Annotated in this window: 16 protein-coding genes; 11 read left to right on the top strand and 5 right to left on the bottom strand. The window is 67.3% G+C overall.

Features of this window, described 5'->3' with window-relative positions:
* Nucleotides 1-93: 93 nt before the first annotated feature.
* The 3 genes from gyrB to dnaA all read right to left on the bottom strand — a co-directional run bounded on the left by gyrB (nt 94) and on the right by dnaA (nt 5,472).
* Nucleotides 94-2,607, bottom strand: a complete 2,514-nt coding sequence (gene gyrB / locus KF892_16090) for a DNA topoisomerase (ATP-hydrolyzing) subunit B (protein MBX3626541.1) — start codon at nt 2,605-2,607, stop codon at nt 94-96.
* 103 nt (nt 2,608-2,710) lie between these two features.
* Nucleotides 2,711-3,817, bottom strand: a complete 1,107-nt coding sequence (locus tag KF892_16085) for a DNA polymerase III subunit beta (protein ID MBX3626540.1) — start codon at nt 3,815-3,817, stop codon at nt 2,711-2,713.
* Nucleotides 3,818-4,050: 233 nt separating this feature from the next.
* On the bottom strand, nt 4,051-5,472 hold the full coding sequence (gene dnaA / locus KF892_16080; GenBank protein ID MBX3626539.1) for a chromosomal replication initiator protein DnaA: 1,422 nt from the start codon (nt 5,470-5,472) through the stop codon (nt 4,051-4,053).
* A 288-nt stretch (nt 5,473-5,760) separates the two neighbouring features.
* Between dnaA and rpmH the strand changes: the two genes are divergently transcribed.
* The 7 genes from rpmH (at nt 5,761) to KF892_16045 (ending at nt 12,062) form a co-directional block, all read left to right on the top strand.
* Nucleotides 5,761-5,895, top strand: a complete 135-nt coding sequence (gene rpmH / locus KF892_16075) for a 50S ribosomal protein L34 (protein ID MBX3626538.1) — start codon at nt 5,761-5,763, stop codon at nt 5,893-5,895.
* A gap of 54 nt (nt 5,896-5,949) precedes the next feature.
* Nucleotides 5,950-6,405 carry a ribonuclease P protein component gene (locus tag KF892_16070; protein MBX3626537.1) on the top strand — a complete coding sequence of 152 codons (456 nt, stop codon included), beginning with the start codon at nt 5,950-5,952 and terminating at the stop codon, nt 6,403-6,405.
* Nucleotides 6,406-6,419: 14 nt separating this feature from the next.
* The gene (yidD, locus tag KF892_16065) at nt 6,420-6,713 is read left to right on the top strand and encodes a membrane protein insertion efficiency factor YidD (GenBank protein MBX3626536.1); all 294 of its coding nucleotides are present in this window, start codon (nt 6,420-6,422) and stop codon (nt 6,711-6,713) included.
* A complete protein-coding gene (gene yidC / locus KF892_16060) occupies nt 6,710-8,359 on the top strand; it encodes a membrane protein insertase YidC (protein ID MBX3626535.1) in 1,650 nt (549 codons plus the stop codon). Before yidD ends, yidC begins: the two co-directional genes overlap by 4 nt.
* A gap of 25 nt (nt 8,360-8,384) precedes the next feature.
* On the top strand, nt 8,385-9,758 hold the full coding sequence (gene mnmE / locus KF892_16055) for a tRNA uridine-5-carboxymethylaminomethyl(34) synthesis GTPase MnmE (protein MBX3626534.1): 1,374 nt from the start codon (nt 8,385-8,387) through the stop codon (nt 9,756-9,758).
* Between the two features lie 115 nt (nt 9,759-9,873).
* Complete coding sequence (locus tag KF892_16050; protein MBX3626533.1) at nt 9,874-10,341, top strand: cyclic nucleotide-binding domain-containing protein; 468 nt, start codon at nt 9,874-9,876, stop codon at nt 10,339-10,341.
* A 239-nt stretch (nt 10,342-10,580) separates the two neighbouring features.
* Nucleotides 10,581-12,062, top strand: coding sequence for an alpha/beta hydrolase (locus KF892_16045; GenBank protein MBX3626532.1), 1,482 nt, complete (start codon nt 10,581-10,583; stop codon nt 12,060-12,062).
* Nucleotides 12,063-12,114: 52 nt separating this feature from the next.
* On the opposite strand, the gene KF892_16040 is transcribed toward KF892_16045, so the two are convergent.
* Nucleotides 12,115-14,118, bottom strand: coding sequence for a monovalent cation:proton antiporter-2 (CPA2) family protein (locus KF892_16040; GenBank protein MBX3626531.1), 2,004 nt, complete (start codon nt 14,116-14,118; stop codon nt 12,115-12,117).
* On the opposite strand from KF892_16040, the gene KF892_16035 reads away from it, so the two are divergent.
* From KF892_16035 to KF892_16020, 4 genes are read left to right on the top strand one after another with little or no spacing between them, the layout of a single operon-like run.
* On the top strand, nt 14,117-15,229 hold the full coding sequence (locus tag KF892_16035; GenBank protein ID MBX3626530.1) for a KpsF/GutQ family sugar-phosphate isomerase: 1,113 nt from the start codon (nt 14,117-14,119) through the stop codon (nt 15,227-15,229). The genes KF892_16040 and KF892_16035 overlap by 2 nt on opposite strands.
* Nucleotides 15,229-15,801, top strand: coding sequence for an HAD hydrolase family protein (locus KF892_16030; GenBank protein MBX3626529.1), 573 nt, complete (start codon nt 15,229-15,231; stop codon nt 15,799-15,801). Before KF892_16035 ends, KF892_16030 begins: the two co-directional genes overlap by 1 nt.
* A gap of 31 nt (nt 15,802-15,832) precedes the next feature.
* The gene (lptC, locus tag KF892_16025) at nt 15,833-16,477 is read left to right on the top strand and encodes an LPS export ABC transporter periplasmic protein LptC (GenBank protein MBX3626528.1); all 645 of its coding nucleotides are present in this window, start codon (nt 15,833-15,835) and stop codon (nt 16,475-16,477) included.
* Nucleotides 16,474-17,253 carry an SDR family oxidoreductase gene (locus tag KF892_16020; protein ID MBX3626527.1) on the top strand — a complete coding sequence of 260 codons (780 nt, stop codon included), beginning with the start codon at nt 16,474-16,476 and terminating at the stop codon, nt 17,251-17,253. Before lptC ends, KF892_16020 begins: the two co-directional genes overlap by 4 nt.
* An 87-nt stretch (nt 17,254-17,340) precedes the next feature.
* Here the strand turns inward: KF892_16020 and KF892_16015 are convergent, their stop codons facing one another.
* On the bottom strand, nt 17,341-17,826 hold the full coding sequence (locus KF892_16015; GenBank protein MBX3626526.1) for an RNA-binding protein: 486 nt from the start codon (nt 17,824-17,826) through the stop codon (nt 17,341-17,343).
* Nucleotides 17,827-17,956 lie beyond the last annotated feature (130 nt).

The following is a 17,956-nucleotide window of genomic DNA, read 5'->3' as shown; positions in this document are numbered from 1 at the left end:
GCTCCCCTTGTCTGTGATCGGCGAGCGGGAGTCTATGCGACGGCTTGCGCCGTCGACACGGCCCGGAAGAGGGTGCAGAAACGAGAGAAAGGGTCAGACGTCGATGTTGGCCGCGCGCAGCGCGTTCTGCTCGATGAAGTCGCGGCGCGGCTCCACCTCGTCGCCCATCAGCATGGTGAAGACACGGTCGGCCTCGATCGCGTCGTCGATCTGCACCTTGAGCAGGCGGCGCACGGTCGGGTCCATCGTCGTTTCCCAGAGCTGCTCGGGGTTCATCTCGCCCAGGCCCTTGTAGCGCTGACGGCCCACCGCGTTTTCGGCCTGCTGGATCAGCCACGCCATCGCCTGGCGGAAGTCGGTGACCTTGGCTTCCTTCTGCTTGTCGCCTTCGCCACGCTTGACCACGGCTTCAGCGCTCACCAGTCCCTTGAAGGTGCGGCCGGCCGTGCTGAGCGCTTCGTAGTCGGCGCCGTGCACGAAGTCGGCGGTGATCACGCTGCTCTTCACGTTGCCGTGGTGCATGCGGCTGATGCGCAGGATGTGCTTGTCCATGCGCGTGTCGAACTCGGCGGTGACTTCGGCGTTGTGCAGCGCAGCCTTCAACGCCTGGGCCGACTGCTCGGCGGCTTCGAGCGTGTCGAGCTGGAGTTCCAGGCCGTTGGCCATCGCGCGCAGGGCTTCCACGTCCATCCACTTGGCCAGGCGGTCGACCACGTTGTTGGCGAGCACGTATTGGCGGGCCAGCGTGTCGAGCGTCTCGCCGGTCAGCACGGCGCCGCCCATGCCAGTTTCGAGCTTGGCGTCTTTCAGCGCCACCTTGAGCAGGTAGCCGTCGAGCTCGTGGCCGTCTTTCAGGTACTGCTCTTCCTTGCCGAGCTTGACCTTGTAGAGCGGCGGCTGCGCGATGTAGACATGGCCACGCTCGACGATCTCGGGCATCTGCCGGTAGAAGAAGGTCAAGAGCAGCGTGCGGATGTGCGCGCCGTCCACGTCCGCGTCGGTCATGATGATGATGCGGTGGTAGCGCAGCTTGTCGGGGTTGAACTCTTCCTTGCCGATGCTGGTGCCGAGGGCAGTGATCAGCGTGAGGATTTCGTTGCTGGTCAACAGGCGCTCGAAGCGCGCGCGCTCCACGTTGAGGATCTTGCCGCGCAGCGGCAGGATCGCCTGGAACTTGCGGTCGCGGCCCTGCTTGGCGGAGCCACCGGCGGAGTCACCCTCCACGATGTAGATCTCGCACAGCGACGGGTCTTTCTCCTGGCAGTCGGCGAGCTTGCCGGGCAGGCCCATGCCGTCGAGCACGCCCTTGCGGCGTGTCATCTCGCGCGCCTTGCGGGCCGCTTCGCGGGCGCGGGCCGCTTCGACGATCTTGCCGCAGATGATCTTGGCGTCGGCCGGGTTCTCGAGCAGGAAATCGGTCAGTGCCTTGCTCACCACGTCTTCCACCGGGCCGCGGACTTCGCTCGACACCAGCTTGTCTTTCGTCTGGCTGCTGAACTTGGGCTCGGGCACCTTCACGCTCAAGACACAACAGAGCCCTTCGCGCATGTCGTCGCCGGTGACCTCGACCTTGGCCTTCTTGGCCAGCTCGTTGTCTTCGATGTACTTGTTGATGACGCGCGTCATCGCCGCGCGCATGCCGGTCAGGTGGGTGCCACCATCGCGCTGCGGGATGTTGTTGGTGAAGCAGAGCACCGACTCGCTGTAGCCGTCGTTCCACTGCATCGCCACTTCGGTGGTGATGGTGGTGCCCTGCTCGCTGTTCTTCTCGCCGGTGGCGTGGAAGACGGTCGGGTTGAGCACCTTCTTGCCGGTGTTGATGAAGTCGACGAAGCCCTTCACGCCGCCGGCGAAGGCGAAGTTGTCTTCCTTGTTGTTGCGCTCGTCGACGAGGCGGATCTTCACGCCGTTGTTGAGGAACGAAAGTTCGCGCAGGCGCTTGGCGAGGATGTCGTAGTGGAAGTCGGCGTTCTGCTGGAAGATCTCGTCGTCGGGCAGGAAGTGCACCTCGGTGCCGCGCTTCTCGGTTTCGCCGGTGATCTTCATCGGGCTCACTTCGAAGCCGTCACGCATCTCCAGCACGCGGTCCTGCGGCACACCCTTCTTGAACTCGATGAAGTGCTGCTTGCCGTCGCGGCGCACCGTCAGGCGCAGCCACTTCGAGAGTGCGTTCACGCACGACACGCCCACACCGTGCAGGCCGCCCGAGACCTTGTAGCTGTTCTGGTTGAACTTGCCGCCGGCGTGCAGCTCGGTCAGGGCAATCTCCGCGGCCGAGCGCTTGGGCTCGTGCTTGTCGTCCATCTTCACGCCGGTCGGGATGCCACGGCCGTTGTCGATGACGGAGATGGAGTTGTCGCTGTGGATGGTGACGACGATGTCGTCGCAATGGCCGGCGAGTGCTTCGTCGATGGAGTTGTCGACCACCTCGAACACCAGGTGGTGCAGGCCGGTGCCGTCGGAGGTGTCGCCGATGTACATGCCGGGCCGTTTGCGCACGGCTTCCAGGCCTTCGAGGATCTGAATGCTGCCCTCGCCATAGCCGGCGCTGATCTCGGCAGCGGTCTTCTTCGGCGGTTCTTCAGGAAGGTTTTGAACGTCGGTCATGGTCACGGGTGACTCGGTGAACGGGGCTTTCACCCCATCTTAGAAACGGTGAAGCGGGCCGAAGCCCGCTTGCGTGTGGCACTCGGCGCAAAGGCCGGCGGGGTCAGATCCGCATGGGCATGACCACGTACTTGAAGCCGGCTTGCTCGGGCACGGTGATCAGCACACTGGAGTTCGTGTCCTGCAATTCCAGCTTGACCATGTCCACGCTCATGTTGGCCAGCACGTCCATCAGGTAGGTCACGTTGAAGCCGATCTCGATGGTGTCGCCACCGTAGTCGATCTCAAGTTCTTCCTTAGCTTCTTCCTGTTCGGCATTGCTCGACGCGATGCGCAGGCTGCCCGGTTCGATGTTGACGCGCACCCCCTTGAACTTCTCGCTCGTCAGGATGGCGGCGCGCTGCAGGCTCGCGAGCAGCGGTGCACGGCCCAGCGTCACGCTGTTCTTGTGGTTCTTCGGAATGACGCGGTTGTAGTCGGGGAACTTGCCTTCGACCAGCTTGGTGACGAACTCCATGCCCGAGAAGCTGAACTTGGCCTGGTTGCCGGCGAAGCGCATCTCGATGGGCGTGTCTTCGTCCTTGAGCAGGCGCTGCAGCTCGAGGACCGTCTTGCGCGGGAGGATCACCTCCTGCTTCGGGATCTCGACATCGAGGTTGGCCTGGGCCAGCGCCAGGCGGTGGCCGTCGGTGGCCACCAGCGTCAAGCTCTTGCCTTCGGCGACGAAGAGGATGCCGTTCAGGTAGTAGCGGATGTCGTGCACCGCCATCGCAAAGTGCACCTGGTTGATCAAGGTCTTCAGCGTCTTCTGCGGCACGCTGAACATCGGGCCGAAGTCGGCGGCTTCCTGCACCAGCGGGAAGTCGTCGGCCGGCAGCGTCTGCAGCGTGAAGCGGCTCTTGCCGCCTTGCAGGGTCAGCTTGTTCTGGTTGGCGGTGAGGGTCACGGTCTGGTCGCTGGGCAGCGAACGCAGGATGTCGATCAGCTTGCGGGCCCCGACGGTGGTGCTGAAGTTGCCGGCGTCGCCCTCGAACTCGGCCAGCGTGCGCACCTGGATCTCCAGGTCGCTGGTGGTGAACTCGATCGACCCTCCGGTCTTGCGGATCAGCACGTTGGCCAGGATCGGCAGCGTGTGCCGACGCTCGACGATGCCCGAGACGGCTTGCAGCGCACTCAATACTTTTTCTTGTGCTGTCTTCAAGACAATCATGTGAACCTCTTAATTTAGTCGTCTTAGTAGAGGACGACGTTTTCTGTGGAGAACGCCATTTTCCCCTTTTCCATCAACCGCTTATCTTGCCGCGAACCCTGTGTGCCGATGGGCTGGCATGGCGGGAAGGATCGACAACAACTTTCGGCTTTCAGCGAAGGCTGTGGACAGCTCCCGAGTTGTCATGGACTTGTCCCCAGGGTTGTGAGTTGACAGTTGGGCAAGGCGTGCGCTCAGCCTTTCAGGGTCTGTTCCAGCACGTGCAGCTGCTGGTTGAGCTCGGTGTTCTTCTGGCGCTCGGCGGCGATCTTGCGCACCGCGTGCAGCACCGTGGTGTGGTCGCGGCCCCCGAAGAGTTCGCCGATCTCGGGCAGGCTCTTCTGCGTCATTTCCTTGGCGATGTACATGGCGATCTGGCGTGGCCGGGCGATGCTGGCCGGGCGCTTCTTGCTGTACATGTCGGCGACCTTGATCTTGTAGAAGTCGGCCACCGTCTTCTGGATGTTCTCGACGCCGATCTGGCGGTTCTGGATCGACAGCAGGTCCTTCAGCGCCTCGCGGGCGAGCTGGATGTTGATGTCCTTCTGCGAGAAGCGTGAATAGGCCAGGATCTTGCGCAGCGCCCCTTCGAGCTCGCGCACGTTGGCGCGCACGTTCTTCGCGACGAAGAAGGCCACGTCTTCCGGCATCGAGGTGCCCTCGCTGTCGGCCTTGCGCATGAGGATGGCCACGCGCATCTCGAGTTCTGGCGGCTCGATGGCGACGGTCAGGCCGGCGTCGAAGCGGGAGGTGAGGCGCTCGTCGATGTCCACCAATCCCTTGGGATAGGTGTCGCTGGTCATGATGATGTGCGCGCGTTTGGCCAGGAGTGCTTCAAAGGCGTTGAAGAACTCCTCCTGCGTGCGCTCCTTGCCGGCGAAGAACTGCACGTCGTCGATCAGCAGCAGGTCGAGCTGGTGGTACTTGGCCTTGAGCTCGTCGAAGGTCTTGCGCTGGTAGTTCTTCACCACGTCGGTGATGAACTGCTCGGCGTGCAGGTAGAGCACACGCGCATCGGCCCGGTCGGCCAGCAAGGCATTGCCCACCGCATGCACCAGGTGGGTCTTGCCCAGGCCCACCCCGCCGTAGATGAAGAGCGGGTTGTACATCTGGCCCGGGGCGCCGGCCACGTGCAGCGCGGCGGTGCGGGCCATCTGGTTGGCGCGGCCCGGCACCAGGGTGTCGAAGGTCAGCGCCGGGTTGAGGCGGTGGCGCGGCAGGTTGGCGCTCGAGTGGCCTTCGGCTAGGGGGCGGGCGGGCAGCGGTGTCTCGTTGGCAGCCGGCGCCTGGCGCAAGGCCTGTGTGAAGGAGCGCGGGCCCGTGCCGCGCACCGCGCTTGCACCCGAGGCCTGCGGCTCGCGGGCGGCAAGCGTGAGGTCGAGCCGCACCGGCTTGCCGGCCAGCTCGCTCAGCACGGCCTCGATGCGGCCAGCGTATTGGTTGCGGATCCAGTCGAGCTTGAAGCGGTTGGGCACCTGCACGCTGGCCACGGCCACGTCACCACCCTCGTCGGTGACGTCAGCGGCCGGCAGGGGCCGGATCCAGGTGTTGAATTGTTGTTCGGGCAACTCCGCCGCGAGTCGTTCGCAGCCACGTTGCCAGAGGTCAGCGCTCATTTGTGGAAAAGTCTTTTTCGGAGCGGCGGGATTCTACGTGCCCCTGGTTGCGGGAGACGCGGTTATCCACAGTTTCGAGACGATGGTCAATCCCTTCACGAAAGCGCTGGCAGGCGCATGCTGCCGTGCAAGTCTTTGACTTCAAAAGGCCTTTTTGGTGTAATAGTGGGTTTCCCGAAGGCTTGGTCGATCGGTGGGCGCCGCGGCACAAAGCAGCGCTTGCGAGTGTCTCAGCGCAGGTCTTCATCTCGATTTCCAGACCTTCAAACAGACCAGCAGGATTGCCCCATGAAACGCACCTACCAAGCTTCCAAGACCCGCCGCGCCCGCACCCACGGCTTCCTCGTGCGCATGAAGACCCGCGGTGGCCGCGCCGTCATCAACGCTCGCCGCGCCAAGGGCCGCAAGCGCCTGGCCGTCTGAAGACGGCACCCGCGCAGCACACGGCCGCGCCTTGACCCTGGACACGGCCACGCCGTGATCGGTCGCATCGTGCGATCTGCCGACTTCGAACGCGTGCTGGGCACTCCCGCCCACGCACGCAGTTTGCATTTCGCCGTCCACTACCTGCGATCCGGCCCGAGCACGGCACGAAAGCCCGCTCCGCCGGCAGTTGCCAGCAAGTTGTCAACAGGTCAGGCACCGGAAATGGGCAAGCCTGTGGATGAATCCCCCGCCGGTTGCTGGTTGGGGGCGGTGGTGCCCAAGCGCCATGCCCGCCGTTCGGTGACCCGGAACCTGCTCAAACGCCAGATCCGCGAGGCCGCGGGTGCGCAGTCCAGCCTGCAGGCCGGGCTGTGGGTGGTGCGCCTGCGCTCGCCGTTCGACAAGAACCGTTTTGCGAGCGCCGCCTCCGATGCCCTGCGCGAGGAAGCGGGGCGTGAACTCTCGCGGTTGATGGCCGACGCGGTGCGCCGCGCGGCCGGGGCGTGAGCCTGGAGATCGCCATGCTCGCCGCCGTCCTGGCCCTTCCCCGACGCCTGTTGATGGGCTTGGTGCGGGCTTACCGCTTCTTCCTGAGCCCGTGGCTGGGCAGCGCCTGCCGTTTCGAGCCCACCTGCTCGGCTTACGCCCTGGAGGCGCTCGAACGCCACGGCGCCGCGGCGGGCACTTACCTCACGCTCGGTCGCCTCGCCCGCTGCCACCCCTGGTGTGCCGGTGGGCACGACCCGGTGCCGGCACAAGCGCCGCGCCCCTTCACCAGTCTTCTGACCTCTTCTCGCGAAAAGACCTCCCCATGACCGATATGCGCCGCACCCTGCTCTGGGTGGTGTTCCTGGTGTCGCTGACATTCCTGTGGAACAACTGGAACATGCACAACGGCAAGCCGTCGATGTTCGCGCCGACGCCGGCCAAGCCTGCGGCCACGGCGACAGCCGCTTCGGGTGTGCCGGCCCCCGGTCAGGTCGGGGTGGCCGCGCCTCCTGCGGGCGCGGCCAGCGCCGCCGCGGTCGCCAGCGAGCAGCGCACGGTCAAGACCGACCTCTATGAAGCCACCTTCGACACCAAGGGGGCCGACTTGGTGAAGCTCGTGCTGCTCAAGCACCCGAGCGATGCCGATCCCAAGCAGCCGCTGGTGCTCTTCGACCGCAGTGGCTCCCGCACCTACGTCGCGCAGACCGGCCTCATTGCCCAGCAGCCTGGCATCAACCTTCCCAACCACCTGACGCTGCTGAAGATGCTGCCCGGCGACACCACGCTGAAGGACGGGCAGGACACCCTGACCGTGAGCTTCGAAACGCCAGAGCCTGCCGGCGTGACCCTGCGCAAGAGCTACGTGTTCAAGCGCGGGCAGTACACCATCGGCGTGCGCCATGAGGTCACCAACCGTGGCACGGCGCCGGTCCATCCCGAGCTCTACCTGCAGCTGCAGCGCGACGGCACCGTGCCGCCGAGCAGCATGTTCATGGCGCCGACCTCGTTCACTGGCCCGGCGGTCTACACCGAAGAAAAGCACTTCCAGAAGGTCGAGTTCGCCGACATCGAGAAGGGCAAGACCGACTACGTGAAGAAGGCTGACAACGGCTGGATCGCGATGGTCCAGCACTACTTCAATTCGGCTTGGCTGGTGCCAGGCAAGGCGCCGCGCGAGTTCCGTACCCAGAGCCTGGGCAACAACCTCTACACGGTGGCGATGGTGCTGCCGCTCGGCAGCATCGCGCCCGACGCCACCGTCACGCACGAAGCCCAGCTCTATGCCGGCCCGCAGGAAGAAAACAAGCTGCAGGCCCTCGCCCCCGGCCTCGAACTCGTGAAGGACTACGGCTGGTTCGCCGTCATCGCCAAGCCGCTCTTCTGGCTGCTCGACAAGCTGCACTCGCTGATCGGCAACTGGGGCTGGGCGATCGTGGCACTCGTGGTGCTGCTGAAGATCGCGTTCTACTGGCTCAACGCCAGCGCCTACCGCTCGATGGCGAAGATGAAGGCCATCAACCCGCGCATCATGGAAATGCGCGAGCGCCTGAAAGACAAACCGCAGCAGATGCAGCAGGAGATGATGCGCATCTACCGCGAAGAGAAGGTCAATCCGCTCGGCGGCTGCCTGCCCATCCTCGTGCAGATGCCCTTCTTCATCGCGCTGTACTGGGTGCTGCTGTCCAGCGTGGAGATGCGCAACGCGCCGTGGCTCGGCTGGATCACCGACCTGTCGGCGAAAGACCCCTACTACATCCTGCCGCTGCTCATGACCGGCTCGACGCTGCTGCAGACCTGGCTCAACCCGACGCCGCCGGACCCGGTGCAGGCCCGGATGATGTGGATCATGCCGCTCATCTTCAGCGTGTTCTTCTTCTTCTTCCCGGCGGGCCTGGTGCTGTACTGGCTGACCAACAACATCCTCGGCATCGCGCAGCAGTACATCATCAACAAGCGCCTGGGTGTGACCTGAGCGAGCGCGCGGGGAGCATTCGGCGATGCTGCCGCGCCATCACCAGCCCATCGTGGCCATCGCCACCGCCGCCGGGCGGGGTGCGGTGGGCATCGTGCGCGCCTCGGGGCGCGACCTGCAGCCGCTGATCGAGGGTGTGTGCGGCCGGGCTCTCGCCCCGCGCCACGCGACCTACCTCCCCTTCCTCGACGCGCACGGCCAGCCCATCGACCGCGGCCTCGCGATCCATTTCCCCGCGCCGAATTCGTACACCGGCGAAGACGTCCTCGAACTCCAGGCCCACGGCGGGCCGGTGGTGCTGCAGCTGCTGCTCGCCCGCTGCCTCGAGCTCGGCCGCGACATCGGCCTGCGCCTGGCCGAGCCGGGCGAATTCACCGAGCGTGCCTACCTCAACGACAAGCTCGACCTCGCGCAAGCCGAGGCCGTGAGCGACCTCATCGACGCCAGCACCGAAGCCGCGGCGCGTTCGGCCAGCCGCTCGCTTTCGGGTGCCTTCTCCAGCGAAGTGGACACCCTGCGCGAGCAGATCGTGCGCCTGCGCATGCTGGTCGAGGCGACACTCGACTTTCCCGAAGAAGAAATCGACTTCTTGCGCCAGGCCGATGCGCAAGGCCAGCTCGATGCGATCAACGCCCAGCTCGCCACCGTGCTCGACCACGCGCGCCAGGGGGCGCTGCTGCGCGAAGGCATCCGCGTCGTGCTCGCGGGCCAACCCAACGTCGGCAAGAGTTCGCTGCTCAACGCGCTGGCCGGGGCGGAACTCGCTATCGTCACCCCCATCCCCGGCACCACCCGCGACAAGGTCAGCCAGACCATCCAGATCGAAGGTGTGCCGCTGCACGTGATCGACACCGCCGGCCTGCGCGAGCTCGGCGACGCAGGCGACGAGGTCGAACGCATCGGCATCGCCCGCAGCTGGGACGCCATCGGCCAGGCCGACGCCGTGCTCTTCCTGCACGACCTCACGCGGGTCGGCGAGCCGGCCTACGACACCGACGACGCCGCGATCGCAAAACGCCTCGCGCCGCTCGCCGCGCGGGTGGTGCACGTGTTCAACAAGCACGACCTGCGCGCGGCGCCCGAAGGCGATGGTGTGGCGATCTCGGTGCAGACCGGCCACGGCCTCGACACCCTGCGCCACACCTTGCTCCGGCTCGCCGGCTGGCACGCGCAGCCCGAAGGCGTCTACATCGCCCGCGCCCGGCATGTCGACGCCCTGCAGCGCACCCGCGATCACCTCGCGATGGCCCGCGCGCAACTGCAGTCTGCCCAGCCTGCCCTCGACCTGCTGGCCGAAGAGCTGAGGCTGGGCCACAACGCGCTCGCCGAGATCACCGGCGCCTTCACGCCCGACGACCTGCTGGGCGAGATCTTCAGCCGCTTCTGTATCGGCAAGTAAGGCGAGTGAGGACCCGCCGCCCGCGGGTTGCCCTTCGTTGTTGACGCGGCGGGGCGAGCCGATAATCGCCCCACGCGGCGCCCGCCGCGCCTACTCACTCCGCGGCCGACTCATCATGGACTTCAACGAACTGGTCAACGCGATCCAGACGCTCAACACCGAAGACGCGTTCCGGGCCCGGCTCAACGCCGAACACTGGCGCACCATCGGCCCCTACTTCACGCAGCACGACATCCGCGCCGGCGACCTGCTCATCAAGCAGGGCGACACCGACCGCACGATGTACTTCCTGGGCCGCGGCTCGCTGCAGGTGTTCGTGACCGGCGGCCCCCCGGGCAGCAACCGCATCGCGATCCTGCGCCCCGGTTCGGTGGTGGGCGAGCCGGGCATCTTCGGCGACGGCCCGCGCATGGCGAGCGTCGAGGCGGTCACCCCGTCGATGGTGTGGGCGCTGCGCGGCCCGCGCCTGGAAGAGCTGGCCCAGCGCTCCCCCGCCCTGGCGCTCGAGCTGGTGCGGGCGGCTGGCGCGGTGATGGCGCAGCGCATGCGCGCCAACATGGCCAGCAAGATGCCTTTCGCCTGACGGCGCCCGCCCCGGCCAACCGCTGCCGGCCGGGGCGCTGTCGATTGCCGTTTCGTGCCACGGGAGTGGCAGCATCGGCCAGGTTCGCGCCGCGTTCCGGCTTGCAGAACCGTTTGTCCCCCACGTGACGAGCTGTAACGGGTATCCCCGCTGATCGCACAAAAGCACGCCCGGATACCGTCGGGCAGAACGTGCGCACGACGCGCGTTTGCAAAAGCAGATCGATCACAGGAGACCCCATGCAGCAACACTTCTCCCCCTTCCGGCTGGCGGCCCTCGCCGCAGCCGTGGTCCTGGCCTCTTGCGGCGGCGGCGATGACGACCCGCCGGCACCCGAAGAGACCCGCGCACAGGACACCCGCGTCTTCACGCCGGTGCCGCTCGACAACACCACCGTCTACCCCGACTACGCCGCCGGCGCTAACGGCCCGAGCTTCACGGCGATGGCCGGCGTCGCCGTCACGACCGACCGTTGGGCGGGCGTGCTCAACGGCGCCTCCTACCGCGTCGAAGTGCCGACCAACTGGAACGGCAAGCTCGTGATGTACGCCCACGGCTACCGCGGCACCACGCTCACCCCGACCACCGGCAACCCGTCGATCCGCCGCTACCTGATCGAGAACGGCTACGCCTGGGCCGCCTCCAGCTACGCGAAGAACTGGTACGACGTGCGGGCCGGCGTCGAAGACACCAACGCGCTGGCGCTCGAGTTCACCCGCATCGCCGCCGCCAACGGCCGCACGCTGGCAGCCCCGACCAAGACCTACATCATTGGCCACTCGATGGGCGGCCACATCGCCGCCGCCGCGGTGGAAGCGGAGACCCTGGCCACGGCGCGAAACCGCGTGCGCTACGACGGTGCCGTGCCGATGTGCGGCGTGACCGGCGACACCGAGCTCTTCAACACCTTTGCCGGGATCCAGGTGGCCGCGCAGGCGGTGGCCGGCGTGCCGCGCTACCCGACGCAGAACTGGGCCGACATCTCGGCCGCCGTCACCGGCAACCTGTTCAGCACCTTCAGCGCCAGCACCATCGTGCCGACCGCGAACGGCGCGCGTTTCGCCTCCATCGTCGAAAACCTGACCGGCGGCGACCGCCCGCTGTTCGACCTGGCACTGGCGGCCGGCCGCAGCTTCCAGTCGGCCTACAGCACCTTCGGCTCCGATGGCACGGTCAACGGCATCCTGAACCGCAACGTGCTGGACACCAATGCCTTCACCTACACGATCACGGGTGACACGGCCGGCAGCACGGCGATCAACAACGTGGCGCTGAAGCTCACCGCCGACCCCGACGCCAACCGCCTGCGCCGCGACGGCCTGCGTTGGGTCCCGAAGGTCAACGGCGAGTTCAGCGTGCCGGTGCTGACCATCCACACCCTGGGCGACCTCTTCGTGCCCTTCAACATGGAGCAGGTCTACCGCCAGCGTGCGGTGGCCCGGGGCAATGGCGACCGCTTGGTGCAGCGCGCCATCCGCGGCATCAGCCACTGCGACTTCACGCTCGCCGAGCAGGTGGAAGCCTTCAGTGACCTGGTCGCCTGGGCCGAAGGGGGCCCCAAGCCGGCGGGTGACGACGTGCTGACCCCGGCGACCGTGGCCGCGCCGGCCTACGGTTGCACCTTCACGCGGGCGGCGACGGCCGAGGACGCGGCGGCGGGTGCCGCGGCCGCGCTCTTCCGCCCGGTGATCGCGGCGAATGGTGGCGCCTGCCCTCCCTGAGCGCAGCGCAATCCGGGAACGACAAAGGGGCCTTCGGGCCCCTTTGTCATCGTCAGCCCCGCCCGAGCAGCTTGCCTTCGGCGAGCGCCAAGGCCTCCGGCAGACCCGACAGCACCAGCGTGTCGCCGGCATGCAAGGTGACGCTGTCGTCGGGTTGCTGGGTGACCGAGCCGGTCGCGCGCCGCACCGACACCACGCTCACCCCCACGGCGTGCAGGGCCAGGTCGGCCAGCGGCTGGCCCAGGCTCGCCGCGGCCGGCGGCAGGCTCACGCTCAGGAGCCGCGCCTGCTGCAGGTCGTCGACCGTGTCGTCGTCGGCGCCGTGGAAGTAGCCACGCAAGAGGCTGTAGCGTGCATCGCGCTGGTCCTGCACCACCCGGATCACGCGCCGCATCGGCACGCCGACGAGCGCCAGCGCGTGGCTCGCGAGCATCAGCGAGCCCTCCACCGCTTCCGGCACCACCTCGGTGGCACCCGCGGCGCGCAGGCGCTCGATGTCGGCATCGTCGATCGTGCGCACCACCACCGGCACGGTCGGCGCGTGTTCCTGCACCAGGTGCAGGATCTTCAGCGCCGAGGGCGTGTCGTGATAACTCACCACCACCGCGCTCGCACGCGCGAGGCCGGCGGCCATCAGGCTCTGCAGGCGTGCCGCATCGCCAAACACCACGCTCTGCCCGGCCGCCGCGGCCTGGCGCACACGGTCGGGGTCGAGGTCGAGCGCCATGTACGGGATGCGCTCCAGGTCGAGCAGGCGCGCGAGGTTCTGGCCGCTGCGGCCGTAGCCGCAAATGATGATGTGCGCCTCGGTGTTGATGGCGCGCTTGGCGATGGTCGTCATGGCCACCGACTGCATCAGCCAGTCGCTCGACGACAGCCGCATCACGATGCGGTTGCTGTACATCACGATGAACGGCGTGGCCAGCATCGAGAGCACCATGCTCGCCAGCACCGCGCTCTGCAGCGTGGGCGACAACAGCCCTTCGCCTTGCGCCAGGTTGACGAGCACAAAGCCGAACTCTCCCGCCTGCGCCAGGTACAGGCCGGTGCGCAACGCCGTGCCCGTGGCCGCCCCGAAGAGCTTGGCCAGCGCGGCCACCAGGCCGAACTTGAACACCACCGGGATCAGGCTCAGCACCAGCACCAGCGGCCACTGCGAGAGCACGATCTCCATGTCGAGCTTCATGCCGATGGTGATGAAGAAGAGGCCCAGCAGCACGTCGTGGAAGGGCCGGATGTCGGTCTCCACCTGGTGCTTGTATTCGGTCTCGGCGATCAGCATGCCGGCCACGAAGGCCCCGAGCGCGAGTGACAGGCCGGCGTGTTCGGTCATCCACGCGAGGCCGAGGGTCACCAGCAGCAGGTTGAGGATGAAGAGCTCTTCGCTCTTGCGCCGCGCCACCAGCGTGAGCCACCAGCGCATCACCCGCTGCCCGCCGACCAGCAACACCGTGAGCAGCGCCGCGGCCTTGAGCGACGCGAAGGCCAGCTCGCGCATCAACGCTTCGGGCGACGATCCCAGCGCTGGGATGAGCACGATGAGCGGCACCACCGCCAAATCCTGGAACAGCAGCACGCCCATCACACGCCGGCCGTGTTCGCTTTCCAGTTCCAGCCGCTCGGCCATCAGCTTGACCACGATGGCGGTGCTGCTCATGGCGAGCGCTCCGCCCAGCGCGAAGGCGCTGCGCCAGCTGAGGCCCCACTCCCGCCCCACGGCGGCAAACGCCGTGGCCAGCAACGCGTTGCCGGCGAGCGCGATCAGCACGGTGAGCACCACCTGGCTCAGGCCGAGGCCGAACACCAGCTTGCGCATGCTCTTGAGCTTGGGCAGGTTGAACTCCAGCCCGATCACGAACATCAGGAACACCACGCCGAATTCGGCCAGGTAGCTCACGCTGGGTGAGTTCTTCGCCAGCGCCAGCGCGTTGGGGCCGATCAGCACGCCGACCGCCAGGTAGCCCAGCATCGGTGGCAGGCGCAGCATGCGGCAGGCCACCACGCCCAGCACGGCGGCAATCAGGTAGAGCAGGACCAGTTCAAGGGTGCTGACCATGTGGGCGCAACGGGCGGCACGAGGGCACAAGCGTGGACAAAAGGGGCACAGGCCACGTGCCTACAATCGCCCGATCCTACTGGACAGCCCTGCCCACGCAGCCCCTCTCGTGTCCTCTGCCACCCCTCTTTCTGCCAGCCTTGATGTGGATCGTGCGCTGCAACTCGCGCGCAAGACCATCGACATCGAGGCCGAGGCGCTGCTCGGCCTGAAGGGCCGCCTCGGCGACGAATTCGGCCAGGCGATGTCGGCCATCCTGCGCTGCACCGGGCGCGTGGTGGTGATGGGCATGGGCAAGAGCGGCCACGTGGGCCGCAAGATCGCCGCCACGCTCGCCTCCACCGGCACGCCCGCGTTCTTCGTGCACCCCGCCGAGGCCAGCCATGGCGACCTCGGCATGGTCGCGCCTGGCGACGTGGTGCTCGCCATCTCCAATTCCGGCGAAGCCAACGAACTCACGGCCATCCTGCCGGCCATCCGCCGCATCGGCGTGACGCTCGTCGCGATGACCGGCCGGCGCGAGTCCACCCTCGCGCAGCATGCCGACATCGTGCTCGACAGCGCGGTCGATGCCGAAGCCTGCCCGCTCAACCTCGCGCCCACCGCCAGCACCACCGCGCAGATGGCGCTCGGCGATGCGCTGGCCGTGGCGCTGCTCGATGCGCGGGGCTTCCGCGAGGAAGACTTCGCCCGCTCGCACCCCGGCGGCAGCCTCGGCCGCAAGCTGCTCACGCACGTGCGCGACGTGATGCGCAGCGGCGACGACGTGCCGCGCGTCGCACCCGACACCCCCTTCGTCGACATGATGCGCGAGATGACGCAGAAGGGCCTGGGCGCCACCGCCATCACCGATGCGCAGGGCAAGGTGCTGGGCATCTTCACCGACGGCGACCTGCGCCGCGGTGTCGAAAGCGGCCGCGACCTGCGTGCGCTCGCGGCGGCCGACGTGATGCACAAGGCGCCGCGCACCATCCGCCCCGACGTGCTCGCGGTGGAGGCCGCCGACCTGATGGAGGCGCACCGGATCACGAGCGTGCTCGTCGTCGAGGCCGATGGTCGGCTGGTGGGCGCGCTCAACTTCAACGACCTGATGCGCGCGAAGGTCATCTGATGCGCGAACTTGCCCCGGTGCTGCGCTTCGCCCCCGAGCTGCTGCTCCAGGCCCAGGCCGTGCGCGCAGCGATCTTCGACGTCGACGGCGTGCTCACCGACGGCCGCATCTACATCGGCGAGCGCGGCGAGGAGTTCAAGGCCTTCAGCACGCTCGACGGCCACGGCTTGAAGCTGCTGGCGCAAGGCGGCATCACGCCCATCGTCATCACCGGCCGCGATTCGCCGGCCGTGCGTCGCCGTGTGGCCGATCTCGGCATCGCGCACGCCGTCTACGGTGCGCACGACAAGCTCGCCGCGGCCCACGGCATCCTGCAGCAGCTCTCGCTCGACTGGCCGGCACTGGCCGCGATGGGCGACGACTGGCCCGACCTGCCGCTGATGACCCGCGCCGGCTTTGCCTGTGCCCCCGCCAATGGCCACGCCGAAGTGCGTGCCATCGCGCACCACGTGACCGGCGCCAGCGGCGGCCACGGTGCCGCGCGCGAGTTCTGCGACCTGCTGTTGATGGCCGCCAACCGCTACGCGGCCTTGCTGCACGGCCACCTCGTCACGCTCGATGCGGGGGGCTGAGCCCATGACCGCGCCGCCCGCTGGCGTGCCCATGCCCGCCGATCCCAAGCCGGCCCATGGCGAACAGCCCTGGCGCTGGCGCGTGCTGGAATTCTTCTCGGCCTACCTGCCGCTGCTGCTGATGGCACTGCTGGCGCTGGGCACCTGGTGGCTGGTGAAGAACACCCCGGTGGTCGACCGCGACCGCGCCGCTGCCCCGTTGCGCCACGAGCCCGACTACGAGATGCGCAATTTCTCGGTGCAGCGCTTCGGTGCGCAGGGGCCCCTCAAGGCGCAGATCGACGGCGACGCCCTGCGCCACTACCCCGACACCGACACTGTCGAGATCGACAACGTGCGGCTGCGCGCCATCGGCGCCGACGGCCGCATCACCTACGCGAGCGCACGTCGCGGCATTGCCAACGGCGCCGGCACCGAGGTGCAGCTGCTGGGCGGTGCCCAGGTGGTCAGCGAAGCCACGCCCACGACCCCGGCGCTCGATTTCCGCGGCGAGTTCCTGCATGCCTTCCTCGACACCGAGCGCGTGAAGTCGCACCTGCCCGTGACCGTCACGCGCGGCGACACACAGGTGCAGGCCGAGGGCATGGAATACAGCCACCTCGACCGCCTGATCCAGTTCAGCGGGCGCATGCGCGCGAGCTTCCTGCCCAAATCCAACAAGGAGCCTGCACGATGAGCACCGCCCCCCTGGCCTACATCACCGGCGCCTCCAGCGGCATCGGCCAGGCCCTGGCCCTGCGCTACTACCGCGCGGGCTACCGGCTGGCGCTGGTCGCGCGGCGCGAAGCGGAGCTGCGCCAGTGGGCCGAACGCGAGAAGCTCGACACGTCGCGCGTGGTCGTCTACGGTGCCGACGTGCGCGACATCGCCAGCATCACCGGCGCCGGCCGCGCCTGCATCGAATCGCAGGGCCTGCCCGATGTGGTGATCGCCAACGCCGGCATCAGCATCGGCATCGATACCGCCATCCTCGAAGACCTCGAGATGATGCGCACCGTCTACGAGACCAACAACATCGGCATGGCCGCGACCTTCCAGCCCTTCGTCACGCCGATGCGCGCACGCCGCTCGGGCACGCTGGTGGGCATCGCGAGCGTGGCCGGCATCCGCGGCCTGCCCGGCCACGCGGCCTACTGTTCGAGCAAGGCGGCGACCATCAGCTACTGCGAGAGCCTGCGTGGCGAGCTGCGCGATGCGAACGTGAAGGTCGTGACCATCGCACCGGGCTATGTGGAGACGCCGCTCACGCGCCGCAACCGCTACCCCATGCCCTTCCTGATGAAGGCCGAGGCCTTTGCCGACCGAGCCTTCCGCACCATCGCAGGTGGCGTGAGCTACCGCGTGATCCCCTGGCAGATGGCCGCCGTGGCCAAGCTGCTGCGCCTGCTGCCCAACGCCATCTTCGATCTCGTGTTGGCCGGCCGGCCGCGCAAGCAGCGCCAGGGCGAATAGGGCTCACAGCACAGGCCGGAATGAAAAAGCGGTGGATGCTTTCGCATCCACCGCTTCTCGTTTGATTCGACTTATGGGCCGAGGGGCTCAGTAGCCGCCGCGGCCACCGCCGCCGCCGCCATAACCGCCACCACCACCGCCGTAGCCGCCGCCACCGGAGCGGCCACCGCCGCCATAGCCGCCACCACCGCCGGAGCGGCCACCGCCACCACCACCGTAGCCGCCGCCACCGCCGGAGCGGCCACCGCCACCACCGCCGTAGCCGCCACCACCGCCGCCGCCGTAGCCGCCGCCACCACCGGAGCGGAAGCCACCCGGGCGCTCTTCACGCGGGCGAGCTTCGTTGACCACGAGCGCACGGCCTTCGAGGGCCTGGCCGTTCATGCCGTTGATCGCCGATTGGGCTTCGGCATCCGAGCCCATCTCCACGAAGCCGAAGCCCTTGGAGCGGCCGGTGTCGCGGTCCATCATGACCTTGGCCGACGACACGGTGCCGAACTGCGCGAACGCTTGTTGAAGATCGTCGTCGCGCACGCTGTAGGCGAGGTTGCCGACGTAGAGTTTGTTGCCCATGGAGAGCGCCTTTCTTTCCTGATGACAGAGAACAATCTGGAGCTTTTACCTATCCTCGAAACATTCGAGTAGAAACATTCAAGCGAAGGCGCTGCATCCAATACCGGGAAATTCCATTATCAAGTCATTG

It is taken from the genome of Rhizobacter sp., from assembly GCA_019635355.1.
Taxonomy (GTDB): domain Bacteria; phylum Pseudomonadota; class Gammaproteobacteria; order Burkholderiales; family Burkholderiaceae_C; genus Rhizobacter.
The sequence above is the reverse complement of the archived record's forward strand: the minus strand, read 5'-3'. Positions and strand labels throughout refer to the sequence as shown.